Consider the following 24180-nt stretch of genomic DNA (forward strand, 5'->3'; position numbering starts at 1 on the left):
AGCCAAATCTGGAAAGCTGTATGCTCTCCTCACGGCAAATAATGCTATTCGAGCCCCTAGCACTCCATGCATAAAAATGCTAAAAAATGCACAATAATGCAAATAAATGCAAAATTACGCATAGGAGATATAATGCTTAACGTTCCCGAAACCCGGCAGCAGCAGTTATTAGCCAAGCTTGCCATTGGCGAACAGCTGATCGCGCAAGACCTTGCGGTTGAGTTCGAAGTGTCGTTGGACACCATTCGCCGAGACATCATTGCACTTGAACAACAGGGCAAAGCACAACGGGTTCGAGGTGGAGCGGTTGCTACTGCGCCAGCTTCACCTCCCTTGCAGTATCGGGTTCCGGGCCAGTCACCGTCCATTGATGCCATCGCCGACCGAGCTTTGAGCTTAATTAACCACGCTGACACCCTACTGCTTGATGGCGGAGCTACAGTACTCGCGCTCGCCGAGAGACTACAACCGAAACCCAGGCTGCTGGTGATGACACCCTCCCCCTGGGTCGCGGTGGCATGCCAGAAAAATGGCGTCGAAGTCTTTATGCTGGGAGGACAGCTGGGCGTGCGCGGCGGCGTCAATGTCGGTGACACTGCACTGCTTGCCGCTTCCAACCTCTATGCGGACATCGCCGTACTTGGTGTCTGCGGTCTTGATGCTGAATTTGGACTCAGTGCTGACGACCTGCAGGAGGCGCATCTCAAACACGCCATGTCCCGGGCGGCGAAAAGCACCCTGGTGCTGGCTTCACGTGAGAAAATTGGACGACGCGCACGGCATAGAGCAGTCGCTATCGAAGATATTGATTGCCTGATCACTGATGCAGAGGCGGTAGAAGTGAAGGAGTTTGGTCGCTCAGCCATGGAGGTTGTGCATGCCTAGTCCTCGACGCGTCTGGCTCGCTGTCGCCGCCATGTTCTTTCTCAACGGTGGCCTGTTCGGTACCTGGGCTTCGCGCATTCCCACGGTGGCGGAGCACCACAACCTGGATGGCGGCTGGCTCGGCCTACTGCTGCTCGTGCTTGCTTCCGGCGCTCTGATTTCGTTTCCGCTGGCTGGCAGGGCGTCGGATACTTTTGGCGCCGCGCGCGCGACACTCGCCATTGCGGTCGCCTATACCCTTGCCTTAGTGATGATCGCTTGCGCTTTCAATCTCTGGTTGACGGCTGCTGCGCTGTTTCTCTTCGGTGCCGGCCATGGTGCCATGGATGTCACCATGAACAGTTGGGCCGGCGAGGCGGAGCGTTTCATCGCAAAGCCGGTCATGTCCTCGTTTCATGCCATGTGGAGTTTGGGGGCGGGAGTCGGTGCCGCTGCGGGCTATATGGCAGTCAGCCTGGAACTGTCGCTGCTTACGCACTTTTCGCTCATCGGCATCACAATGTACGTAAGCACGATTTTGCTGGGCAGCATCGGCTGGCAGTCTGAAACGAGGCCGCGCGCGGCGGGTGCGAAGCGCTTTCCGTTACCCCATGGGGTGCTACTTTGGGTCGGCATCATCGCCCTTTGCGCCTCTCTGGGCGAAGGCGCCATTGCCGATTGGAGTGCTCTGTTTCTGGTCACCGTCACCTCGGCGACCACGGCCCAGGGAGCGATAGGATACGCCGTATTCTCGCTGGCAATGGTCATCATGCGTTTGATCGGCGGCAGCGTAATTTCCCGGTTAGGCCCGGCGTCCGCCGCACGCTTCGCAGGGTGTTCGGCCTCTATTGGCATACTGCTTGCCGTACTTCCCGCCAATTTCATGGCAGCACTACTTGGTTTTTTCTTCCTCGGTATTGGCTACGCACTCATCATGCCCCTGGCCTTTTCCCGTGCTGCCAACGATCCCGATACCCCCCCCGGTATCGCTATCGCCAGCGTGGCGACCTTGGGCTATGGCGGCATGCTGCTCGGGCCGCCGTTGATCGGCTTTACCGCCCACTTTGTCACGCTGCACTATGCCTTCGGGATACTTGGCCTTCTGGCGCTGTTCATCGTATTCATTGCACCATCTCTTGAGCGCTTCTAGTAGATGCTGTCCTGCGAGCGCTAGTCGGCAATTAAGCGCAATTACGGGCAACGACCCTCATTCAAGGAATTAATACCAAGCTATCCGATTAAAAGCCGTACTTAGGTGCCCATTGTGTATGTGCTTCGCTTCACACAATGACGCAGCCAATTCACAAGGTCATCTACATAGCTGTAAAAGACAGGAATAACCAGCAGGCTCAATAGCGTCGACGTGATCAGCCCACCAATGACCACAAAGGCCATGGGGGCCCGGAAGCTGGGATCGCCAGCCCATCCTAGGGCGATCGGCATCATGCCCGCCCCCATGGCAATGGTGGTCATCACGATGGGCCGGACACGTTTTTTGCAGGCATCAACAATGGCGTCCACACGTTCCAACCCATGCACCCGACGGGCGATGATGATGTAGTCCACCAACAGGATTGAGTTCTTGGTGGCGATGCCCATCAGCATGATCAACCCGATCATGGCGGGCAGCGACACGGGCGTCTGCGTGAGGAACAGCGCCAGGAAAGCCCCAGGTACGGAGAGCAACAGCGCCACCAGAATAGTGACCGGCTGCATGAAATCCTTGAGCAGCAGCACCAGCAACATATAGATACACAGCACGCCGGTCAGCATGGCAATCCCGAAGCTTGAGGCAAGCTCCTCCATTTCCTCTGCATCGCCTTCTGGTGTCTGAAACACGCCGCGTGGCAACTGACGTAAACTGGGCAGTGCCTGCACGGCCTGTTCGATTTCTCCCAAAGGCTGCCCTTGTAGGCTCACCTCGAAATTGACGTTGCGCAGACGGTCATGCCGGGTGATTTCCGAAGGGCCGCTGCTCCACTCGAAGGAGGCAACACTCTCGAGTGGCACCCTCCTCCCATTAACACCAGGCACAGGCAGCCGTTTAAGGGTCGCCATATCCTCCCGCGCGGCATCCGCCAGCCGAACCATCACCGGCACCTGACGCGAGCTGAAATTCAACTTAGGAAGATCCTCGGCGTTATCGCCCACGGTCGCGATGCGCAGCGTATCGGCGATGGCCTGAGCCGAGACCCCAAGGTCGGCGGCGCGGGCAAAATCAGGGCGTACAATGAGCTCAGGCCTGACCAGGCTGGCCGTCGAACTCACCGCGCCGATGCCCGGAATGGCGCGCATCTCCCGCTCGACTTGGCGAGCATGCAGTTCAAGCACCCGGCTATCCTCACCGGCGAGCACCAACTCATAGCCATCCCCCTCATCACCTACGCGAGTTCGCACGCCGGGAAGCGTGGCGAGTGCAATACGTAACTGCTGCTCTATGTCTTGCTGCGTAACGCCCGCGCGGGTTGCGCGATCCGCCAAACCAACGGTCAGTTCCACAGAGGTCACATCAGAGTCACTGCTGCCGGAGTTCTCACCGATGGCCGCAAAAACGCTGACTACATGCCGTTGCGTCACCAGTCGTGAGCGTGCCTGCTCGGCAAGCGCCTCCGCTTCAGACAAGGTGCTACCGGGCGGCAAGGTGAGCGTCGCCTGCGTCTGGGAATTATCATCGGGGGGTATGAAGGTTCCCGGCAGGGTCGAGGCCAGCCAGATACCTCCTGCAAAGCAGGCCGCCGCCGCGAGGAGCGTGGTCTTACGGTGGCACAGGCACCAACGGGCGACGACAAGATAGACGTTAATCCACGTTGGATCGCGCGAGGGATGTTGTGGTTTGCGCAGCAGATACGCAGCCAGCATGGGCGTGAGAAGGCGCGCCACCAGCAGCGAAAACAGCACCGCTACCGAGGCCGTCCAACCGAACTGAACGAAGAATTGCCCGACGGTGCCGCTCATAAAGGCTGTGGGCAGAAAAACGGCAATCAATGTAAAGGTGGTAGCGACAACGGCCAGGCCAATTTCCGCCGCCGCGTCCATGGCGGCCCGGCGCGGGGGCTTGCCCATTAGCAGGTGCCGTTCGATATTCTCAATCTCGACAATGGCATCGTCCACCAGCACCCCGATCACCAGCGAGAGCGCCAGCAACGTCACCACATTGAGCGAGAAGCCCATCAGGTGCATGAAAGCGAAGGTGGGGATGATCGACAGTGGCAGTGTGACCGCCGCAATCAGCGTGGCCCGCCAATTGCGCAGGAAGCAGAACACCACCAGCACCGCCAGCGCCATCCCCTCGAATAGCATGTGCATGGAGCCCTGGTAGTTCTCCAGCACCGGCCCAACAAAATTGAAGGCTTCTTCGACCTCGACATGGGGATATTGCGCCTGCAAGTCGGCAACAGCAGCCTGCACCCCCTCGGCCACATCTACCTCGCCGTACCCCTCGGCACGGGTCATCTCGACGCCGACGACGGGCGCGCCATCAAGCAATGCCATCGAGCGCCGCTCGGCCACGGTATCGGTAACCGTCGCCACCTCATCAAGGCGAATACGCCGACCGTCGCTGAGTGCCAGCTCCATCGTCGCAAGCTCAGCTGCGGATTCAGCGTTGGCGATGATGCGCACGGCCTGTTCGGCGCCGCCGACATCCACGCGCCCACCGGGCGCCTCCAACTGCGCCTGGCGCAGCTGGTGTGAGATATCCAACGCTGTCGTGTTCATCGCCAGCAGGCGGTTCGGATCCAATGCCACGCGGACTTCGCGATCGACCCCGCCGATACGCCGAACCGAGCCAACGCCTGGCACCGACAAGACGGCCTTGGTCATTTTGTCATCGACGAACCAGGAGAGTGCCTCATCGTCTAGATCGGAGGAGCTCACCGCGTAGCGTACAATCGGCTCACTGAAAAACTCACCCTTCCGAATCACTGGATCACGCAGGTCGGCGGGTAGATCCGAGCGGATGCGAGCAACAGCGTCGCGCACATCCTCCAGAGCCTCTTGCAAGGACTTTTCCAGTCTGAATTCAATAGCAATGTCGGCATTGCCATCCGTCAGCGTTGTAGAGATGTTTTTGACGCCGGAGACGGTAGCGATGGAGTCCTCGATCTTGCGGGCAACCTCGTTCTCCATTAAGGCGGGAGCCGCCCCCGGCAACGAGGCGGATACCTCTACGAGGGGCAGCTGTACATCCGGCAAGTCCTGAATAAACAAGCCTCGGAAGGAGATGAGCCCCCAGAAGGTCAATAGGATGAAGAGCAGAACAACCGGAATAGGGTTGCGAATCGCCCAGGATGAGGTATTCAGCGTCATACCCCCTCCTCGGCGTCGGTCTCAACCACCCGCACCTGATCACCGTTGCCAAGAAAAGCACCGCCCGAGGCGACCACCAAGGCGCCAGGTTCAAGGCCGGAGAGAATTTCGATTCGATCCTCCGTGTGCTGGCCCAAGGCAACTTTCTGCTCCGTTATCTGGCCTTCACCGCTGACGCGATGTACATAGCCAAAGCCGTCGCGTAGTTGCACCGCGGCACGGGGAAGCGTCATCACTTGGCGGCTGCCCAGTTCAAATTCACCCCGTGCAAACATTCCCGACCGAGCGATGTCGCTTAACGGTAGGTCGACATAAACCAGCCCATTGCGTGTAGCGGTGTCCACTAGCGGCGCAATGGTGCGCAAGCGCCCTTCGAGCTCATATCCACCGGGCACGGTGACCCTGGCAGTCTGGCCCGGTCGCAGCTCATTCAGATCGGACGCGGCGACCTCTGCCCGCCACTCCAGGCGACCATGGCGCGTCAACCGGAACAGCTCCTGATCAGTGCCGGTGACAGCACCAACAGTGGCCGTGCGGGAGGTAATCAAACCGTCGTCCGGGGCGACCACCTGCGTCTGAGCCAAGCGTAGCTCTTGGGCTTCATGCTGCGCTTGCGCAACGCCTAGCCGCGCACGGGCGGTAAGTTCGGCGGTTTCGTATTGCTGAATTTGCTGCTCTGAAAGCGAGCCGGTGGTTTTCAAACTTCGGGCACGCTGGGCGTTGGCCGTTGCTTCCGCAAGCGTCGCCTCGGCTTCTGCCACGGCGGCGCGACTCCTAGCCAGCTCTGCGCGCACCGTCGAGTCGTTATAAACGGCCAGCACCTGCCCTTCTGTGACCTCATCACCCACGTCTACCGTGACGTCTACCAGCCTCAGGCCACCGATCTCGGTACCGATAATGATCTCCTGCCACGCAGCGATATCACCATTGGCCGCAATCGTCGTCGGAAGCGTCTGAGGTTCTAATGTCGTCACGTTGACTGATAGTGAGGGCTGCGCCGTCGGTTCGGCGACGGCATCACTTTCCGACGACACCGCCTGCATACATGCCAGCGCGGCAGCGCTAGCAATCACGACAATCATAATGCCGAAACAACTTTTTCGTTTTGGAAATGGCATAATCCAGGCCTGCTTCAAAGGGTTCAATTCATTGATGAAAAAGAAAATCCAAGAATTTCAGTTGAACCACTATCGGCCTGCCTTCCTTTCTCATTTCTTACTGACGTCACGTTTTAAATAAATCCGGCACCAGTAAGAAACGCGTAAGATAGCGCTCCTGATGATGGCACTTTCATACCACTCTCACTTTCAAACCATGCTAGGAGTGCCACCATGAGTTATCATCAGTCGCTATTACTGAACGGCCGCCTCATCACTATAAAATTGGCGACAGCCGCATGTATCGGTGGTCTTGTTATTGTCTCTCCGTTGGCGTTCGCCGACGAAGAGGACTCAGACGAAACCACTTGGGGATTGGGCGTAGGCGCAATAAGCGAACAGGATCCCTATGCCGGTATCGACAGGGAAAACACCCCATTTCCCTTGTTCCTGATCGAAAACCGGTACATTAGTGTCTTCGGATCAGAAATCGAATTTAAACTGCCGAGTCTTGTCATCAACGACTCACAACAGCTCAATTTCGGCATCGTCGCCCAGTACGATGAGAGCGGCTACGAGCCAGGCGATGCCCCGATTCTCAACGGCATGCGTGAGCGCAAGGGCGGATTTTGGGCGGGGGCCAAAATGGAATGGGAGACCGACTTCGTTGATGTTAGTGCCGAATGGCTCACCGACGTCTCCGGCAACAGCGACGGACATCGCTTCGATCTTGGCCTGGAGAGAACGTGGGAATTCGGCGAACATATAATGGTAACCCCACACGTGGGGGCGTCCTGGCAGGACGACAAGAACGTCGATTACTACTTCGGCGTTCGCGATAATGAGGTTCGCTTCGATCGCCCCGCCTATAAGGGAGAGTCGGCTACCAATATCGAGGCGGGGGTGCGCGGCGTGTACCAGTTTGACCAGCATCACTCTGTGCTGTTAGGTGTTGAGGTCACGAGCCTGGCGAACGAAATCAAAGATAGCCCACTGGTGGATCGTTCGACCCAAAACGCCGTGTTAGTTGGCTATCTTTATACATTCTGATGAGCCGCATACTACTGATCGAGGATCATGACCGGCTAGCCCACTTGATGTGCAAAGGGCTGGTGGACGCCGGTATCGGCGTTGATGTGGTCGACCGCATCGATTCGGCTTGGGCTGCCGTTCAGCAGATGCCCTACCAGGCACTGGTACTCGATCGTGGCTTGCCGGATGGCGATGGGCTGCTATTGCTCAAGAAGTTGCGCAACGCGGGCCTTAGCGTGCCCTGCCTGGTGTTAACGGCTCGCGATGCGCTGCATGACAGGCTAGAAGGCCTCGAAGCCGGTGCCGACGACTACCTCCCCAAGCCGTTTGCCATGGATGAGATGGTGGCACGTGTCCGTGCCTTGCTACGCCGCCCTGCGGAATTCCATTCAATCGACCCCATTCACGGCGACCTGAGGCTGCATACGGAAAGCGGCGTTCTGTTTAGCGGCGACAAGAGCATTACCCTCGCCCCGGCGGAGCTGCACATCATGCAGTTGCTGTTATATAAGCACGATGAGGTAGTTCGCCGCAGCGCGCTGGAAGCAGCGGCCTGGGGGCTAAGCGAGGCGGTGACGCCGAACGCCTTGGATGTCGCCCTGCACCGTTTACGCCGCAAGCTGCTTGCCATCGGTTCGCGCCAGCGGATCGCCAACGTGAGAGGGATGGGATATGCGCTTCGTCAAGCGGATGACGCTCAATAGCCTGAGGCTGAAGGTGCTGCTGGCCTATTTGGCAGGTATGGTGCTGAGTATCACACTGCTGGTAATTGCCGCAGCAGTGGTGCTTCAGAGCGATCTACTGCCTCGTATGGATATGGCCGACGCGGCCGATGGGCTGGTGGACAATGTCGAGTTCGACAGTCGTGGCCGGCCCGTTGGTTTCGACGCCAGCATGGACGACCGCGCTTGGCTATACGAAGGCCCACAACCCGAAACGGCGTACCGTATTCTGGATGATGCCGGGAACGTGGCGGTGACCTCGAGTGCCAGAGAAGCTTTCTGGCCAGCCGACGGCGAGGTTCTACGTTTGGCGCGGGGCACCTTTTCCTTTGAGTATGACGACAGAACTTTCTACGGTGCCACGGAGCCCTTTGAGCATGGTGAAAGAACGTGGTATCTGCAGTTCGTCGCCAGTTCAAGATTCGTTGATGTCCTCTATCTCGTCGCCTTTCCACTGGTGGCAGCGGGCGTACTGGTGTTTGGCTTTGTCATGTTCGTTGCCTTCGGTCTATGCGCCTACATTACCTTGCGCTTAACCCTCAAGCCTCTGCGCGATGTTTCCAAATCGGCGGCGGCTATCTCGCCGCGCTCTATAGACGCCCGGCTCGATACGGACGCCGTGCCTGTGGAAATTGCCCCGCTGGTACATAGCTTCAATCACGCTCTGGAACGCCTTGAGCGGGGTTATCGCCTGCAGCAGGAGTTTCTCGGCCACGCGGCCCACGAGTTAAAAACGCCCCTGGCGCTGATCCGCGGGCAGGTTGAGTTGCTCGAGGAAGGGCGAAATGACCGCAAGGCGCTATTGAGCGATGTCGAGTACATGACCCGCCAGGTGCAACAACTGCTACTTCTGGCCGAAGCGAGCGAGGCGCACAACTACCAGTTTAGCGTTGTTCGAATGCACGACATCGCCCACGAAGCTTCCATCTACTTGCAACGCATGGCGGAGTCCGCCGACGTGCATTTAACGGTGCTTGCCGCGGATCAAGGGGTGACATGGAAGGCTGATCACGGGGCATGCTTCACTCTGCTCAAGAACTTGCTGGAGAACGCCATCCAGCATGCCCCCGCGCAGACTCTCGTCAGCATGGAAATCCAGAGCAATACGATAACCGTGCGTGACCGAGGGTCTGGCGTCGAGCCTGAACAGCTGTCTCTGCTGTTCTCTCGTTTCTGGCGAGGTGCACATCGACGCGACCATGGTGCTGGTTTGGGGCTGGCCATCTGCCAGGAAATCGCCATGGCACACGGCTGGGTGCTTTCGGCTCACAACGCCCATCCCGGGTTGATCATGACGCTACGCAAAGAAGCCTAGGGTTAATCCCTGCAAACAGCGCCCTACATCACTTATCAACGAGGTGGTCATGCAAATTTTAAGACGCAAGCCCCTAAATCCGCCCAACCTGCCCGATACCTTGATCGAAGGTCACAGCCAAGCCGTATTAGTTCAGGGAGGCTCCCGGGTGCTGATGTCCAGCCAGGTAGGGGTCGATGCCGAAGGCCATTTAGCGGGCCCTGAACTTCCCGAGCAGACCGAAGCAGCGCTGAACAATATCGAACGATTGCTATCAAGCCTCGGCGGCGATCTCTTGCGGGTGGTGATGTTGAGAATCTACTTAGCCGAATCCGCTCGCTACGACCAGCAAGTGGTAATGGAGGCGCTGAAGCATCGTTTCCCCACCGCCCCGCCGGCTGCTACTTGGTTGATTGTGTACGGCCTTGCCGAACCAGAATGGTTAATCGCTATCGAGGCCGAGGCAGTGCTGCCGGGGTTTGCCTTAAACAGTTAAATAACCGTAACAGTCGAAATAATAACGCTGCTTGTTAAACACTACATAGCCCGCCTGCCCGACCATTCTAAGTAAGAGGGAGCACATTTGTGACTCTCTGTTAGAGGCAAGCACCGACAGAGAGGGTTCCATGATTAGCCGCCTTAGCGTTCTACTTTTCACACTCTTTCTGCTGACTTCCTGCGCCGTGCCGCCAGATTTCCCTGGTTTTCAACCCTCAGAAAATCTGCCTCGCTATGATCAGGAGAGTTTCGACCAATATGTGCACGATACACGTGCATGGATTGCGGATAACCGCGCTTTCATCAGCGAAGATCGTGACCTTGAAATAGAGCTCAATACGCCGTTCGAACTCCGCCCTGATAAACCGGCGAAACGCGGTATCCTGTTAGTTCATGGACTGGGCGCAAGCCCGTGGTATTTCATCGATATCGCCACCGCCATGGCGAATGACGGCTGGCTGGTTCGCTCCATTCTTCTGCCTGGCCACGGCACACGCCCTGCCGATCTTATGCTGCCTGATAATGATGATTGGGAAAAAATAATTGCCCATCACGCCAAACTGCTGGCAGCCGAGGTCGATGAACTTTGGCTTGGCGGTTTCTCAACCGGAGGTAACCTGGTCACCTCTCATGCGTTCACAGACGACAATGTCGATGGCCTGCTGCTGTTTTCTCCTGGATTTTACCCCGATACCCACTATCTATTTCTCGCCCCGACCATTGCCTATTTATGGGACTGGCTCGATATCGATGATGAAGACAATATCGTCACTTACCAATCATTTCCTGCGCGAGGGGCCTCGCTCTATTATCACTCGGTCAGTACCGTGCAAAAAAATCTCAAAACCTCACACTTTAATAAACCTGTCCTGATGACGATGAGTCAACATGATAGTGTCCTTGACCCCAACGCGACGCTCATTGCCTTTCAAAACCGCTTTCCCAACCAACAATCGCGCTTCATCTGGTACGGCGATCCACCACAGCACCTTGACGACCCCCGCGTCACCGCCTTTACCAGCCACCTTCCCGACCGGCGAATCAGCAACTTTTCCCACATGAATGTGCTGTTTGCGCCCGAGAATACCTATTACGGTCAAGCGGGTAGCTACCTCATGCTGGAAAACGGCCAGGATGGCCTCGCGCCGCCCGACGACCCGGATGCCCTGTGGTTCGGCGCATGGGGTCAGAGCGACGCGGAAAAATACCACGCTCGCCTGACCTGGAATCCCTATTTTTACGACCTCCTCGATGGTATTCGCGAGGTAACAGGAGACTAATCGACGTCCCTCCCCGACTGAGCTTTTCGGGGCTCATGGAGAATAGGTGCAATAAAATGGTTATATCTATACTTTCACTATCCAAGCATTTTTTTGTAACGCTATACATGAAAGAGAAAACGTCATTCTCAAATATTTGGTTCCCGGAATCCCCTGGAGCACTAAGCCATTCACAGTGCTTTGCTTTACGCATTACAATAACGTTAACTGCTGATGCTTCTTAATGCTGGATCAATTGAAAGCGTCATTGCCGTCTTCAGCGTTGAAGCTAGCACTACGGCCTTAATCTTTTCCAAAATAAAATCAAAAAGCACTACAGCTTGGCTACTGAGTGATATTGAGGATGAGATACTAGAGTGCACCAATACAATAGGAGTGGCAGGCGTAGGGGCTCTTTTAGTTATATTTTTGTTGGCCTAATCCACTTCTTAATTGCTGTGCTGAATATCAAATGACGAATTAATCATTAATAACGACTTGGCCGCAGGCTCTGAGAAAAGCAGCCCCCGATAATACTTGCTGGCAGAAATAAGCAGCGTGTATATGGACTCCTCCTCGTCTACAAGCACAGAAGGTCATAGCGGCACAGTCGACTGCTAGCGTATATCCGGTCTCGTAAAGAATGCCTAACATGTGGGCATCAGAGCTTAATGGGCTATTCGCACGTCGGTGCTACCGCTTTCCGCGCTGGCCGACCTGAACGAGTCTGTCAACACGGACAGCATTCGGCGGCTGGACGGGCGCCATACGGTGACGCTGAATATCGTGCCACCACGCTCGGTGGCGTTGGAAACGGCGTCGAATGAAGAACGATATGTTAGACAACATGCCATTTTTTGATCTGCAATCAGGCTTCTCCACGCTTGGCGAGAGCTGAAGCGATCATGTCCGAATTCTCTGTTCCCCATTCGCACAGCGGAACCAGAGCGCGTGAGAGGCTCCGACCGCTTGACGTCAGAGCATAGTCCACGCGCGGCGGGATCTCCTTGTGATCGGTTCTTGATACGACACCATCGGATTCCAGCTCTTTGAGCTGCTGGATGAGCATCTTGTCGCTAACCCCCCGAACGCAGCGCTTCAGCTCGCCATAACGCTTCGATCCATCATGCAGGAAAAAGAGGATCAGCGGCTTCCACTTACCTCCTATTACGCGAAATGTGGCGTCCAGACCACACGTAAACGGAGGAATAATATTGGCTGTTTTCATTTCGATCTCCCTACTTACCAAAAGGTGCATACTTGTATTAAGTATACTGCCCGACCTACAGTGCTTACGTCAACATGAACGACAGCGGCCACTTCATCGCTGAAGAAAAACCCGACGCGACCATCCAGCTTCTGTTCGGGTTCTCCAGCTCGGTAGCTCGTCGTTAGGCACATCAAAACCGCATTGACGGATCTAACCATGAGAGGTGGAAACATGAACATCGGCATCATTGGCGCGGGTCAAGTGGCTCAGGCGTTCGCCCGCAAGGCGATAGGAGCCGGGCACACCGTCGTCCTCAGCAGTCGTCGCGGCCCAGACAAGCTGGCTGCTCTGGTAGATGATCTCGGGCCGTTGGCGAACGCCGTCACGCCTGAGGATGCGGTCGAGAATCCGATGGTACTGCTTGCGGTGCCCTGGCCGGGAGTCGATGCGGCTCTGGGATCGCTGCCCACATGGCATGGACAGATATTGATCGATGCCACCAATGGCTTCGAGGATGGGGGGCTCGTCGACTTTGGTGACGGAAGCTCCAGCGAGATGGTCGCATCACTCACGCCTGGGGCGCGTGTCGTCAAGGCGATGAACTCGCTCTTCATGACGAACTTCGAACTGGATCCCACCTCTGGCGACTTTCGTCGGGTGATGTTCGTCTCGGGCGACGACAGTGCTGCGAAGACTGAAGTCGCGGATCTCTTCGAGAGTTTCGGTTTTGCCCCAATCGACCTGGGAACCCTGCGCCAAGGCGGACGCATACAGGCGGTGGGCGCACCGCTTGCTGGCCATGACTTTTTCCTGCCTTGGCCTGCACCGCGTTCCTTTCCTGCCTTCAATGGCGAACGATAGCAAGGCAATGATATGGACACTCAAAAACGTACAGGACAGCGCATCATCCAATACCGCTACGGCGATCCCAACGAAGTACTCCAGGTCGAAGATGCGACTTTTGACCAGCCCCTCGGCGCCGGTGAGGTACTCGTCAGGGTCACCCGCAGCATGATTCATCCGGGGGATTTGCAACTGATCGCGGCACGTTATTCGAATCCATCCGAGCCGCTTCCCAGTGGCCGCGTCCCAGGGTTTGAAGCCGCTGGGATCATTGAGAAGGCCGCGCCAGGCGCGCTGGAAGGGACAGGACTTGCCCCTGGAATGCGGGTCGCCTTCTTTGCTCCGGGTGCCTGGCAGAGTTATGCGGCCGTACCGGTGACGTCGCTCGTCGCGCTGCCGGGCGAGCTCTCGGACGACGTGTCGACTCAGGTCATTATCAACACCATCATCGCACGCCAAGTGCTCCGTCTCGGCTTGCGAGATATGTCGCCAAGGCCGCGTCTCATTCTTCAGTCAGCCGCAAACTCGGCAGTGGGTAAGCTCATTACGATTTTTGCATTGCAAGAAGGGTTAGAACCGATCCGCCTAGTGCGCGAACCAAAGAGCGCGGATTTGCTCCGAGGCATCCTGCCCGGCGGCCATGTGATCAGCACCAATGCCGAGGGGTGGCAGTACGAGGTGCGCAACGTGGCGCGTGGCGATATTGCACTAGCTGTGGATGGGGTTGGCGGCCCGATGCTGACTGACCTATCTCGCCTCCTAGCCACCAAGGGGCGCGTCGTATTGTACGGCACCCTCGCAGACGCACCGTCGGATATGACGCTCTATTCGCATAAGGCGCTTACCGTGACCGGTACGACCATTCTGACCTGGCAGGACGACACAACACCGAAAGAACGCGATGCCGACATGCGTGCTGCGATCGAGGTCGGCCTAGCCCAGAAGAACGTGTTCGGCGGCAGCAGCGAGTTCACTCTGAAAGAGCTCGACAAGGCGATCAACGCGGTAACGGCACCGGGTAAGAGCGGCAACATTATCCTGAAATTCTGAGGAAAATCTAATGAATAACCACGACAGCATATTGTTCAATCCGGTCAAACTCGGCGAGGTCGAACTGCAAAATCGCATCATCATGGCTTCCATGTCACGGGCGCGAACCAGCAATCCCGAACTGATCCCGATCCCGCTGCAGGTCGAGTATTACAAGCAACGGGCGTCAGCCGGGCTGATCCTCAGCGAAGGAACTTGGCCGAGCCGCGAGGCAGTCGGTGCAGTCGATGTGCCCGGCCTCTTCAACGACAAACAGATGGAGGGCTGGAAGCCGGTAACCGAGGCGGTTCATGAGGCCGGTGGTCGGATCTTCGTGCAACTTGGGCATTGCGGCGCGGCCTCGCATCCAGACTTGCTTGGCGGTGCGTTACCTCTAGCGCCTTCAGCGGTGAACCTGAATCACCAGGTGTTTGCTGGCAGCTTTCAGCAAACGACCACGCCAGGAGCGATGACGCTCGGGGATATAGAACGTACGATTGAGGATTATGCTCGCGCGACCCGTCTCGCTCAGCAGGCAGGGTTCGACGGTGTCGAACTGCATGGAACCGTCGGCTTTCTGATTCCTCAATTCCTGAGTGACAAGTTTAATCTTCGTGATGATGAATACGGTGGAAGTGTCGAGAATCGGATCCGCTTTCCCCTAGAGGTTCTGGAGGCCATGATTTCTGAATGGCGCCCGGGAAGAGTTGGTTTGAAGCTGAGTCCAGCGGTTGGTATGGGAGACCTGCAGCCCACGGCGGCAACGCTGCCGACGTACGAGCGCCTTGTATCCCGGGTTTCCGCATTGAAGATCGCCTATCTCCAGCTCCAGGAGTCGCCCGAGGATTTGACCGGAACGCCGGCCGAGGCGTTGAACGAAGGAACCGCCAGACATTTCCGCCCGTTCTTCGATGGCTCCATAATTGCCAATGGCGGGCTGGACAAGGCTAGAGCTGAGGGGGTGATTGCGTCAGGTACCGCAGATGCAGCAGCGTTTGGGGGACTCTATTTATCTAACCCTGACCTTGTCGAGCGACTACAGCGTGGTGTTCCACTCGCGCCCGTGCCCTCACGAGAAACCTGGTATGGAGGTGGCGCGGCCGGATATGTGGATTACCCACGTGAAACGTGATGGTCGATTCGGTGATGGATTGGACACGGCAAGCCCATGCGTTGGCCGCCATTCATCACACAAACGAGAAAGGTAGCGTAAAACCTCAATCCTATTGAATCAAATAGAAGTCTGAAAATAAACGGGCGAGCCTAGGATCACTAGGCTCGCCCGTTTATTTTCCATATCAAAATCAATAGTTCGCTTTAAATTTTATAACCAGCGCATCAGATGATAAAAAAAACTTTCGCTTGCTGCGAAGACATTAACTCGAGATAAGCAATCTCTTTACCTTCACCGGAACCTCTCTCAACGGATGCTACACCTTAGAAAAGCACCAAGGTAAAAATTTAGGCTGCTTTTGAAATCTTCATAATTCACTCCTTATCCTTAAATAATTAGCCATCTCTCAATAAACCCAGTGACATGTGAGAAATTTAAATCTACATGCCACCGAGTAGTTTCAATGACTTTAAGTCACTTTAGAACACACTACCTACAACCGCCCCTATTAGGTTCGTTCAAGGGTTGTCAGCAAGTACCTGGGAGGCCGGAACATCCCGTGTTCCGCTGTCTGCACCTGTAGATTTCGATTCAGAATAAACAACCCCGTTATCTTCACCCGAGCCTCTTTCAGCGAGTGCTGCGCCTGAAGAAAGAATTAATGCAATGATTAAGGCCGCATTTAAAAGCTTCATGATTTACTCCTTACGTTTAACTAGCCATTCAACCTACTGAGCTGAAAAAGAAACTCATGGCTCGCTTTCTCTCCAACTTCCTACATGTTAGCTAATTAGCTCTTTTAGAGAATAAGGCTTGGTTTTCTAGTCGCTTCATCAGCACATGAATGATAGATTTAAAATGAACGGATCAGAATGCCAAATACTCTTTGTTTCTTGCCTGATCCAGTCTTTCTATATATTTCCGAGAATCTTTTAATATTGAGAAGAAGTGATGCCCGCCTGACACTCTCGTCAGACAGCTCGTACAGAATAAAGGCAACTACCGACCAAAACCCTCGCCGAAATCGCGGACATGAGCATTCTGCCCCTCAAGCGGCACTTAAAATCTCCAATTATCGATGTCTTCTAGTGAGGGTGCACTTGGGGCTAAACTGGTATTTCCACGATGCTAAGAGCAGCCAGCCCCAACGCTATGATCAACACCTTTGCCGTATCCAACTACCGCAGCCTGAAAAACATTGTCTCTCCCCTGTCGAGTCTCAATGTAATGACTGGGCCCAACGGTTGCGGCAAGTCCAATTTATACAAAGCGCTGCGATTATTGGCAGAAACAGCCAAAGGCAATCTTATCTCATCGATTGCTCAAGAAGGCGGGCTTGATAACACCTTCTGGGCTGGCCCGGAAAAACTCACCAAAGACATGAGAGAGGGCTCCACGGCCATTGAGGGCTCTGCCAAGAAAAACAGCCCCCGGCTTAGGCTGGGTTTTGTGGGTGAAGATTTCGGCTACGCCATTTCATTGGGGATGCCCGCCTCTCAGGGCTTTGCGGGCTACCAAGATCCCTCTATGTTCCAGTTCGACCCCGAGATCAAACGGGAATGCATTTGGGCAGGCGATGTTTACCGACCCAGTAGCTGTTTGGTTGACCGCGTTGGGTCTGTGGTCAAAGTGCGTGCTGGTCGTAAATGGCAGGTTTACGATGCCCACCTTAATAGCTACGAAAGCATTCTGAACGAAATCAGTGATCCGGTCGCCGTGCCTGAAGTCCATGCTGTTCGGCAAGCCATTCGTCATTGGCGCTTCTACGATCAGTTCCGAACCGACCCACACTCCCTCATCCGCACACCGCAAATCGGTACCCGCACCACGGTGCTGGATCACGATGGCCACAGCCTAGTGGCCGCATTGCGCACCATACACGAGATTGGCGACCGAAAGGCCTTGTATGAGGCAATTGAAGACGCCTTCCCCGGCGCAACGATTGATTTTGGGGCCGATGCGGGTAACCGTTTTGTACTACAGTTTCGACAGAAAGGCCTGTTGCGCCCCTTAAATCAGTCGGAACTATCAGACGGCACACTTCGCTACCTATTGCTGGTGGCGGCACTGCTCACACCCAGGCCGCCTTCCTTGCTAGTGCTAAATGAGCCGGAAACCAGCCTACACCCGGATTTGCTGCCCGCCCTGGGGCGCCTGATTATCCGTGCATCGCGGGAAACCCAGGTGTGGGTGGTCTCCCACGCACCGCGCCTGGTGGCGACACTGGAGCAAGATCAGGCCTGCAACTCTATCGCGCTGGATAAAGAGTTTGGCGAGACCGTTATCCTCGGTCAGGGATGGCTGGACGAGCCGCCCTGGCAGTGGACGGATTAAGCAGAACGCTAACGAACCGAGGACACTAGCGTTTCGTCTTTTCCATTTAGTTTGCCTAGAAGCCCTTTTCGCTAACTAAAGTGTAGCTGTTGGGGTGCTTTAGATTGATCAAAACGTAGGCTCATCACTATCAGCCCAATAAAAATCACCCCAAGCATCAGCCATGCCTGCTCAAACCCTCCCAGTAAGTCTTTTATCAACCCCGCCGCGATAGGTGCTAAAGAGGCGATGAGATAGCCGATCCCTTGTACCCAAGCAGCAAGCTGGCCCGCTAGCACGGGATCGTCTGAGTGATCCATAGTGATGATCAAGCTTAAGGGAAAAAGGCCTCCAATTCCTAACCCCAGCAGCGCGGTTGCCAACCAAGCCATTGTTTTAGGCATTAGCCCAAGAAGCAAAAAGCCCGCCACCGATAACAGAAGCACCAGCAATAACACCGGGCGACGGTCTTTCATCTGTTGAGCCAGTATGGGGAACGTTAGGCCAGCCATCACCTCAATGGCAGTTAGCCAACTAAGCGCCAGCCCCGCTTGCGTTTGAGACCAGCCTAAATTGATAAAGGTGGGCGGAATCCAAGCCAGAAGGCAGGTATAACCCGCCGTACCTAAACCAAAGAAAATCGCCAACGACCAAAACCGAGGCTGCCGAGCCATCGCTGAAAAAGCGATGCTAACACTGTTGTTTTGACTAGGGGCTGGCAGTACTCGCCTGCGCATCACCCAGCAAACGAGCCCTGCAAGTGCTAAAAGTCCCCATAACGCCAAGGCGCTCTGCCAGCCAATATAATCACTCACCACAGGTGTAATGGCAGAGGCGAGAGCCGCGCCCCCCATGATGGAGGCAATGTAGAACCCCATCACCATCGGGGTTTTCTCGCCTGCCGCCTGTTTTATCACCGCAGGAAGTGCCGCCTGGATAAAGGCTATGCCAATGCCGGCGCCCAGCGCGGCTGCCCATAAGCCTGTATACCCGAAGCCAAACCAGTGTAACGCGTCCGATAAAGCAATCGACGCAAGCGCCAGGGTAATCACGCTATTAAAGCCGATCCGCTTTGCAAGCAATGCGCTAACAAAACACCCTAACCCCATCGCTAGTACCGGTAACGTGGTTAAAAGCGACAGCTGTGTAAATGAAAGACTCACATCATACCGGATTGCCTCAACCAGCGGGCCAATAGCCGCCATGGATGGCCTCAGGTTGAGCCCAATCAGAATGATCAGAAGGATCGTTCTTACCAACGGTATTGATTTCGAATTGCCATTGCACATACCCACTGCCCACCCTTTATCGGCCATTGCTAAAATAAGAATCGGCGCTTACTTTAAAACCTCAGGTTAACTTGAGGTCAAGAGAAATGGAGGGTCGTCGCATAGCCCCTGGGAAGAGAGCATTGAGTGTGGACGAAGAAGAGAAAGAGCCGCTGAATGCCCTACCCCAACAAAGCCCCCCTTCTCAACAGGATTGGCAGGCGCGATAACTTGGCCAGGTATGGCTATGGTATTAATGACGGGTTTGATGGTATTGCGTCAAAACCGTCCCTAAAGAAACGACAGCGATTTATCATCGCATTGCCTATTCGCGTTGGATAACCGCCTGCCGATAACGTCGCTTAGTCCGGTAGCGGCGCTTAGGGCAAGATACGGAGGGTCAACTATACTCCGCCCTAACGTACATGATGTCGTTCCCTTGGCTGGTTTGTTCAGCCTGCCTAGGTAAATCAATGAGTTGGGACCGCATAAGGAGCTTGCCGTTCGTGAATAAAGGATCTTATATGATCGAGTCACTAGAAGAGCTCGAAGCCATTAAACAGTCATGCCGTTCGATGGTAACGAAGAGCTCAAGCCTGTCAGCTGGCACTGCGGTTATACCCATACCAGGCTTAGATATTGGCTCAGACGTCGCCATATTGATGCGGTTAATTCCCAAAATTAATGAAAAATTTGGGTTAACGCCTGAACAGATCGACAGCCTGGATACAGAATCCAAGCTTTTTGTGATGACGGTCATTTCAAATACCGGCAGCAAGATGGCGGGCAAATACATTACAAAAGCACTTATTATGACGCTGCTCAGCAGAATGGGTGTCAAGGTTGCTTCCAAAGGCGTTGCTAAGTTCGTCCCCTTCGTAGGTAGCGCTGTGGCAGGCAGCATTAGCTTCGCCGCCATGAAGTACATGGGTAACAGCCATGTTGAAGATTGTTATCAAATTGCCTTGGCAGCACTGGAAAAAGAGCGTCGGGAACATGAAATCGTGATTGAGTCAGAGCCAGGCGTATAACCCGCCCCTCACTGCCGAGATACTCAGTAAAGCTGAATAGCGGTCTTTCTAATGTGGCTCCGCTAGTGGGCGGTGATATGCTCTAGCTGATTTCTTAACGATTACATCAGGAGAATTTAATGCCCGCTTACGTCGTAATGACCCGCGAACATACCCACAACGCCCAGGAAATGGAGCGCTACAGCGAGAAAGCAAAAGCCGCTCGCGCAGGCCACGATCCGCAACCGCTCGCTTTTTATGGTGGTTTTGAAGTGCTCGAAGGTAGCGCTATGGAAGGTGCGGTGATTCTGCGCTTCCCGGATATGGCTGCCGCCCGCGCCTGGTACCAAAGCCCCGCCTACCAGGAAGCCCGCAAGCACCGCTTCCAAGGTGCCGACTACCGCGTGTTTATCGTTGATGGCCTAACAGAAGCCTAAATACCAAAACGCCCCGCTTTGAATGATCAAGTCGGGGCGTTTTGCCGTTGCTTTACCTCTGGGGTATAGGTGGCATTACATCACCAGCGATAGCTCACTTTCGCGCTGATCTCGCGACCCGGATTATAGTAATCGGCCGTGCTGGAACCGACCACGTGCTGCTCGTCGAGCAAGTTGCTGACATTGACGGCTAGGTCGGCGTCTTTAGTGAGCTGGTAGCTGAAGGCCGCGTCAAACAGCGTTGCCGCACTGCTCTTTGACGTATTGGCGACATCAAAGTAGTAGGAGCCAATGTAACGGGCGCCGAGACCAACGCTCATATCCTGGCTTGGCAAGGTATAGTAGCCCCACAGCGACGCCGTATGTTTGGGTGCTGCGGTGAACTCGTTACCCTCTCTGGCTGCGTTGCTGTCGCGCACCACTTCCGACTCCATATAGGAGTAACCACCGGCCACGCTAAGGCTATCGGTCAACTCAGCCTTCGCTTCCAGATCAAGACCCCGTACGCGGGACTCACCCACGGTTTCCCGCTCGATAACGCCATTGTCCTGTACAACCGAGATGGTGACGTCGTCCCTGGTTAGGTCATAGATGGCCGCCGAAAACAGCGCATTCGTACCAAAGGGAGAATATTTCGCACCAATTTCGTACTGCTCGCCCCGTTCGGGATCGACACCAATCGTGGGTGGTGCGACCGACTCCACCATGCTGACATAGGTGGAAATTTCGTCGGTGACCCGATAGGTCAGCGCACCGCGAAGTGAGGTCTCAGAGAAGTCATCGGAATCGGTAACGCCCGCCATGTTGGTGCTTGAGACATCCATCGAGTCGTTGCGCACACCCGCTGTCACGATGAATCGGTCATAGAAGGACAAATTCTGGGTCAGGAAAACCGACTCGGTGGTAAAGTCCTGCTTGTTACGGCTATAGACGTTCAGGCTACTCGGGGCACCGCTAAAGACGGGGTTTGCGATATCAATGGAGGTCGCATCCCCGTAAAACGAACGGTCTTCGGTGGAAGCATCGCGATACTCGACACCCACGAGCGTGCTGCTGTCGACCTGATCAAAGCGGGCGTCGTATTGCAGGATAGCGTTGCCGATCAACTCCTGGGCTTCGTTGTCCGTTCCAAAATAGTCGCGATCCACCACGCTGCCAACTCGCGCCGCGGAGTCAGTGATATAAACGTAGCCGAAGTCATCAGTCAGGTCGCTATAGCGCAGATTACCCCGCAGCGTCAGCCCGTTGTTGAAATCATGGGTGAGCTGTCCGGTAAGGCTGGTACGCTCGACGTCGTGATAATTAAAACCAGGCTCACCAAAGAACTCGCTGCGATCGTACTCCCGGTCGAGCGGATAACCACCGCTGTTGGGGGTGTCATCACGCTTCAAGTAATCGAAGATAACACTCGCTGAGGTGTAATCTGTCGGCTCCCAGGCCAAGCCACCCATCAGGAAGCCATTGTTGTCTTTGGAGTGATCGTATTCGCGGTCGCTGTCTCGGATGGTGCCGGTAAAGCGGTAGGCCACTGTCTCGTCAGCGTTCAGCGTGTCACCCACATCAACACCGGCTTCTTTTGCGTCAAATGAACCGTAGGAGAGATACCCCTCTCCAAAACGCTCAAAGCGTGGCCGCTTGCTCACGAAGTTGACCGAACCACCTGGATCCGCCGGGCCAAACAGGGTGGAGTTGGCCCCACGCAACACTTCAACGCGTTCGTAGGCGTAAGGCTCTTCGCGTACACCGCGCATTGAGCCTAGCGTAAGCCCGTCACGGTAGGTGGTGGCCTCGAATCCGCGAATTTTAAAATAGTCGTTACGGTCATCGGTGCCGTAATAATCAGTGAGGACGCCTGGCGTATATTGCAGCACTTCCTCGGTGGTAGAGGCGTTGCGCTGCTCAATTTCCTTCTCAGTGACGACCGACACGGAAGCGGGGGTATCAAGGATACTGGTAGCCACCTTACCGCCGACCCATAGCTCTTGGGCCACTATCGAGTTGGCATCATCATCAGCGTAAGCCTGAGCATTGACGATAATGGGAGCAAGGCGATAGCCCTCATTACCTTCACTGCTCTCGCCGGTTTCCTGGGCGTTCCCAATCATGGGAATAGTCACCAGCGTGGTGCCGCACAGAATGGCGGTAGTGGTCTGCTGCCACCGTAACCAACTTGCGTTGCGCCGGACTGTGCTACTGCTATCAGTCATGTTGAAGATCCCTTGAAATGATTAAACCGGCCCTGCTCGCCTTATGGTTTTCTTTTAAAAGGCCGTGAGAGTATCCAAAGGTGGCAGCACCTAGTCAATAGTAATAACACAAATCATAATCATTTATTTTGAACTTTAGTTCATGATTGCAATACACGTATGAGGTCATGCACCAACCGACTACCCGTCCTATATCTGCAGCGCTCGTGTACCAGCGGCATCTGATCAACAAATAAAAAAAGCCCCGTGTTATCCAAAACACGGGGCTTTTGACAAAGGAGTGTGGCCTGGCTCAGTGTGCCTCGACAGCGGCACGCCCTTTGATGATAGAGCGGGCAAGCATCAGATACGCCACCGAGCCACAGGCGGCCATGGCCAGAATGACCGCTTCAAGCGTATGCGGCAACATGGCGGACAATGCGCTCAGCAGCCCGGCGACACCGAACTGTGCTGCGCCCAGAAGCGCTGCGGCCGTCCCGCCACTGGTGGGAAAGAACTCCAAAAAGCAGGCCTGAATATTCGGAGAGATCGCCCCCACCGCGCCGATGGTCAGCATCATGGCGGCGAGGAAGGCGTAAAGCGACCAATCCATAAAGGCAGCCATCACCAGCAATACTATACCCACTGCCTGACAGCCCGTTGCCAACTGCAGGATACGCAGTGACGGTAGCCTGGAAAGCAACACTCGATTGAGAATGTTGAAAATAAGCATCGCGACGATATTCGCCGCAAACAGCATCGAAAAGCTTGAAGGCGACTGGCCGAAATGCCCCTGATAGATAAATGACGCATAGGTGATGAACATCATCAGAGTAGAAAACGAAGCAGCCTGCCAAACGATGAACGGCAGCGCCAGTTTTGTCGACAGTACCAGTTTGTAACGCGCCAGCAGGCTCATCTTAGGGCTTTTCGCGCGCGACACCTTTCCCGGGCCGGTAAACAGCACCCGCACCAGCAACGGCACCAGCAGCACCGCGTATACCGCCAAGGCAAAAAAGATATAGTGCCAGGAACCCAGCGCCAGAATCGCGCTGCCTACGCTCGGAGCGATTCCAGGTGCCAGCACCATGATAAAGCCCATCATCGAGAACAGTTTCGCGGCGTCGCGGCCCGCCACCCGGTCGCGCACCAGCGCCGGCACAGATACCAGGGTAAAACCGGCGCCAAGAGCCTGAACTGCCCGCCCGCCGAGCAGGGTGTTCAAAGAATCCGCCATACCAATGACGATGCTTGAGAGCGCAAAAATCGCCAGCCCGCTCATCAGCACCCGCTGGCGCCCGAAGCGGTCTGAAAGCGCACCGCCGATCAACTGGCCAAACGCCAACGCGAGTACATACACTGAAACGCTCAACGATACCGCCTGCTGAGAAATCCCCAGCGATTCACCAATAACCGGAAAAGCCGGCAGATACGTATCCATGGAAAACGGGCCCAGCATCATGGTCATTGCCAGGCTCAGCACCACAGTGAAGGGCGTTTTAGATTGGGTCATAGAAGCTCGCGGTAAAAGGGCGTAATGATGGACAACATCAACGATATGATACCGACTGATGCTATCAAGGCAATCGAACAGAAAACGAGGGATACGCTGCCGGGCGGTAATTGACAAAACACACAGCCAGTTTGTTATCGGTTAGCGCGGCTATGCAAAAGAGTGTGCTCAAAGCTATTTTAA

Annotated in this window: 20 protein-coding genes; 13 read left to right on the forward strand and 7 right to left on the reverse strand. The window is 55.3% G+C overall.

Going from position 1 to position 24180, the window contains the following annotated elements; all coding sequences use genetic code 11:
- Nucleotides 1-132 precede the first annotated feature (132 nt).
- Both K7H09_RS11730 and K7H09_RS11735 read left to right on the forward strand, forming a co-directional pair.
- Nucleotides 133-885, forward strand: coding sequence for a DeoR/GlpR family DNA-binding transcription regulator (locus tag K7H09_RS11730; RefSeq protein ID WP_230804731.1), 753 nt, complete (start codon nt 133-135; stop codon nt 883-885).
- Entirely contained in the window at nt 878-2014 is a 1137-nt protein-coding gene (locus K7H09_RS11735; protein ID WP_230804732.1) for an MFS transporter, read from the forward strand. The genes K7H09_RS11730 and K7H09_RS11735 overlap by 8 nt, the downstream gene beginning before the upstream one ends.
- A 101-nt stretch (nt 2015-2115) precedes the next feature.
- On the opposite strand, the gene K7H09_RS11740 is transcribed toward K7H09_RS11735, so the two are convergent.
- A complete protein-coding gene (locus tag K7H09_RS11740) occupies nt 2116-5172 on the reverse strand; it encodes an efflux RND transporter permease subunit (protein WP_230804734.1) in 3057 nt (1018 codons plus the stop codon).
- A complete protein-coding gene (locus K7H09_RS11745) occupies nt 5169-6290 on the reverse strand; it encodes an efflux RND transporter periplasmic adaptor subunit (RefSeq protein WP_230804736.1) in 1122 nt (373 codons plus the stop codon). Before K7H09_RS11745 ends, K7H09_RS11740 begins: the two co-directional genes overlap by 4 nt.
- A gap of 213 nt (nt 6291-6503) precedes the next feature.
- Here K7H09_RS11745 and K7H09_RS11750 point away from each other — a divergent pair, with 213 nt between their 5' ends.
- From K7H09_RS11750 to K7H09_RS11770, 5 genes are all read left to right on the forward strand, one after another.
- Nucleotides 6504-7319: a MipA/OmpV family protein gene (locus K7H09_RS11750; RefSeq protein ID WP_230804738.1), complete on the forward strand. Its 816-nt coding sequence runs from the start codon at nt 6504-6506 to the stop codon at nt 7317-7319.
- Nucleotides 7319-8005, forward strand: coding sequence for a response regulator transcription factor (locus K7H09_RS11755; protein ID WP_009286853.1), 687 nt, complete (start codon nt 7319-7321; stop codon nt 8003-8005). Before K7H09_RS11750 ends, K7H09_RS11755 begins: the two co-directional genes overlap by 1 nt.
- Nucleotides 7974-9338, forward strand: a complete 1365-nt coding sequence (locus K7H09_RS11760; RefSeq protein ID WP_022519825.1) for an ATP-binding protein — start codon at nt 7974-7976, stop codon at nt 9336-9338. Before K7H09_RS11755 ends, K7H09_RS11760 begins: the two co-directional genes overlap by 32 nt.
- Nucleotides 9339-9387: 49 nt before the next feature.
- Nucleotides 9388-9813: a Rid family hydrolase gene (locus K7H09_RS11765; RefSeq protein ID WP_039858846.1), complete on the forward strand. Its 426-nt coding sequence runs from the start codon at nt 9388-9390 to the stop codon at nt 9811-9813.
- 130 nt (nt 9814-9943) lie between these two features.
- Nucleotides 9944-11095: an alpha/beta hydrolase gene (locus K7H09_RS11770; protein WP_230804740.1), complete on the forward strand. Its 1152-nt coding sequence runs from the start codon at nt 9944-9946 to the stop codon at nt 11093-11095.
- Between the two features lie 847 nt (nt 11096-11942).
- On the opposite strand, the gene K7H09_RS11775 is transcribed toward K7H09_RS11770, so the two are convergent.
- Complete coding sequence (locus K7H09_RS11775) at nt 11943-12302, reverse strand: winged helix-turn-helix transcriptional regulator (protein WP_138799637.1); 360 nt, start codon at nt 12300-12302, stop codon at nt 11943-11945.
- A 213-nt stretch (nt 12303-12515) separates the two neighbouring features.
- On the opposite strand from K7H09_RS11775, the gene K7H09_RS11780 reads away from it, so the two are divergent.
- From K7H09_RS11780 to K7H09_RS11790, 3 genes are read left to right on the forward strand one after another with little or no spacing between them, the layout of a single operon-like run.
- Nucleotides 12516-13145, forward strand: coding sequence for an NADPH-dependent F420 reductase (locus tag K7H09_RS11780; RefSeq protein ID WP_230804742.1), 630 nt, complete (start codon nt 12516-12518; stop codon nt 13143-13145).
- Nucleotides 13146-13157: 12 nt separating this feature from the next.
- A complete protein-coding gene (locus K7H09_RS11785; protein ID WP_138799635.1) occupies nt 13158-14177 on the forward strand; it encodes an alcohol dehydrogenase catalytic domain-containing protein in 1020 nt (339 codons plus the stop codon).
- Nucleotides 14178-14187: 10 nt separating this feature from the next.
- On the forward strand, nt 14188-15288 hold the full coding sequence (locus K7H09_RS11790) for an alkene reductase (protein ID WP_138799634.1): 1101 nt from the start codon (nt 14188-14190) through the stop codon (nt 15286-15288).
- Between the two features lie 500 nt (nt 15289-15788).
- On the opposite strand, the gene K7H09_RS11795 is transcribed toward K7H09_RS11790, so the two are convergent.
- The gene (locus tag K7H09_RS11795) at nt 15789-15965 is read right to left on the reverse strand and encodes a hypothetical protein (protein WP_230804751.1); all 177 of its coding nucleotides are present in this window, start codon (nt 15963-15965) and stop codon (nt 15789-15791) included.
- Nucleotides 15966-16422: 457 nt separating this feature from the next.
- Between K7H09_RS11795 and K7H09_RS11800 the strand changes: the two genes are divergently transcribed.
- Complete coding sequence (locus K7H09_RS11800; RefSeq protein ID WP_230804800.1) at nt 16423-17604, forward strand: AAA family ATPase; 1182 nt, start codon at nt 16423-16425, stop codon at nt 17602-17604.
- Between the two features lie 71 nt (nt 17605-17675).
- Here the strand turns inward: K7H09_RS11800 and K7H09_RS11805 are convergent, their stop codons facing one another.
- Complete coding sequence (locus K7H09_RS11805; RefSeq protein WP_230804753.1) at nt 17676-18788, reverse strand: MFS transporter; 1113 nt, start codon at nt 18786-18788, stop codon at nt 17676-17678.
- 587 nt (nt 18789-19375) lie between these two features.
- Between K7H09_RS11805 and K7H09_RS11810 the strand changes: the two genes are divergently transcribed.
- Nucleotides 19376-19882 carry a hypothetical protein gene (locus tag K7H09_RS11810; protein WP_039858840.1) on the forward strand — a complete coding sequence of 169 codons (507 nt, stop codon included), beginning with the start codon at nt 19376-19378 and terminating at the stop codon, nt 19880-19882.
- Nucleotides 19883-20001: 119 nt separating this feature from the next.
- On the forward strand, nt 20002-20298 hold the full coding sequence (locus tag K7H09_RS11815) for a DUF1330 domain-containing protein (protein ID WP_230804755.1): 297 nt from the start codon (nt 20002-20004) through the stop codon (nt 20296-20298).
- 80 nt (nt 20299-20378) lie between these two features.
- On the opposite strand, the gene K7H09_RS11820 is transcribed toward K7H09_RS11815, so the two are convergent.
- Both K7H09_RS11820 and K7H09_RS11825 read right to left on the reverse strand, forming a co-directional pair.
- Complete coding sequence (locus K7H09_RS11820) at nt 20379-22505, reverse strand: TonB-dependent siderophore receptor (RefSeq protein WP_230804757.1); 2127 nt, start codon at nt 22503-22505, stop codon at nt 20379-20381.
- Nucleotides 22506-22797: 292 nt separating this feature from the next.
- Nucleotides 22798-23997: a Bcr/CflA family efflux MFS transporter gene (locus K7H09_RS11825; protein WP_230804759.1), complete on the reverse strand. Its 1200-nt coding sequence runs from the start codon at nt 23995-23997 to the stop codon at nt 22798-22800.
- Nucleotides 23998-24180 lie beyond the last annotated feature (183 nt).

The sequence above is a fragment of the Halomonas sp. IOP_14 genome (assembly GCF_021021315.1).
In the GTDB taxonomy this organism is placed as follows: domain Bacteria; phylum Pseudomonadota; class Gammaproteobacteria; order Pseudomonadales; family Halomonadaceae; genus Vreelandella; species Vreelandella titanicae.

Excerpts from the sequence above, each read along its gene's own strand:
- K7H09_RS11810 (WP_039858840.1), top strand. The coding sequence starts at position 19,376 with ATGATCGAGTCACTAGAAGAGCTCGAAGCCATTAAACAGTCATGCCGT.
- K7H09_RS11770 (WP_230804740.1), top strand. The coding sequence starts at position 9,944 with ATGATTAGCCGCCTTAGCGTTCTACTTTTCACACTCTTTCTGCTGACT.
- K7H09_RS11745 (WP_230804736.1), bottom strand. The coding sequence starts at position 6,290 with ATGCCATTTCCAAAACGAAAAAGTTGTTTCGGCATTATGATTGTCGTG.
- K7H09_RS11815 (WP_230804755.1), top strand. The coding sequence starts at position 20,002 with ATGCCCGCTTACGTCGTAATGACCCGCGAACATACCCACAACGCCCAG.
- K7H09_RS11820 (WP_230804757.1), bottom strand. The coding sequence starts at position 22,505 with ATGACTGATAGCAGTAGCACAGTCCGGCGCAACGCAAGTTGGTTACGG.
- K7H09_RS11750 (WP_230804738.1), top strand. The coding sequence starts at position 6,504 with ATGAGTTATCATCAGTCGCTATTACTGAACGGCCGCCTCATCACTATA.
- K7H09_RS11795 (WP_230804751.1), bottom strand. The coding sequence starts at position 15,965 with ATGAAGCTTTTAAATGCGGCCTTAATCATTGCATTAATTCTTTCTTCA.
- K7H09_RS11800 (WP_230804800.1), top strand. The coding sequence starts at position 16,423 with ATGATCAACACCTTTGCCGTATCCAACTACCGCAGCCTGAAAAACATT.
- K7H09_RS11825 (WP_230804759.1), bottom strand. The coding sequence starts at position 23,997 with ATGACCCAATCTAAAACGCCCTTCACTGTGGTGCTGAGCCTGGCAATG.
- K7H09_RS11740 (WP_230804734.1), bottom strand. The coding sequence starts at position 5,172 with ATGACGCTGAATACCTCATCCTGGGCGATTCGCAACCCTATTCCGGTT.
- K7H09_RS11785 (WP_138799635.1), top strand. The coding sequence starts at position 13,158 with ATGGACACTCAAAAACGTACAGGACAGCGCATCATCCAATACCGCTAC.
- K7H09_RS11805 (WP_230804753.1), bottom strand. The coding sequence starts at position 18,788 with ATGGCGGCTATTGGCCCGCTGGTTGAGGCAATCCGGTATGATGTGAGT.
- K7H09_RS11765 (WP_039858846.1), top strand. The coding sequence starts at position 9,388 with ATGCAAATTTTAAGACGCAAGCCCCTAAATCCGCCCAACCTGCCCGAT.
- K7H09_RS11760 (WP_022519825.1), top strand. The coding sequence starts at position 7,974 with ATGCGCTTCGTCAAGCGGATGACGCTCAATAGCCTGAGGCTGAAGGTG.
- K7H09_RS11735 (WP_230804732.1), top strand. The coding sequence starts at position 878 with ATGCCTAGTCCTCGACGCGTCTGGCTCGCTGTCGCCGCCATGTTCTTT.
- K7H09_RS11780 (WP_230804742.1), top strand. The coding sequence starts at position 12,516 with ATGAACATCGGCATCATTGGCGCGGGTCAAGTGGCTCAGGCGTTCGCC.
- K7H09_RS11755 (WP_009286853.1), top strand. The coding sequence starts at position 7,319 with ATGAGCCGCATACTACTGATCGAGGATCATGACCGGCTAGCCCACTTG.
- K7H09_RS11790 (WP_138799634.1), top strand. The coding sequence starts at position 14,188 with ATGAATAACCACGACAGCATATTGTTCAATCCGGTCAAACTCGGCGAG.
- K7H09_RS11775 (WP_138799637.1), bottom strand. The coding sequence starts at position 12,302 with ATGAAAACAGCCAATATTATTCCTCCGTTTACGTGTGGTCTGGACGCC.
- K7H09_RS11730 (WP_230804731.1), top strand. The coding sequence starts at position 133 with ATGCTTAACGTTCCCGAAACCCGGCAGCAGCAGTTATTAGCCAAGCTT.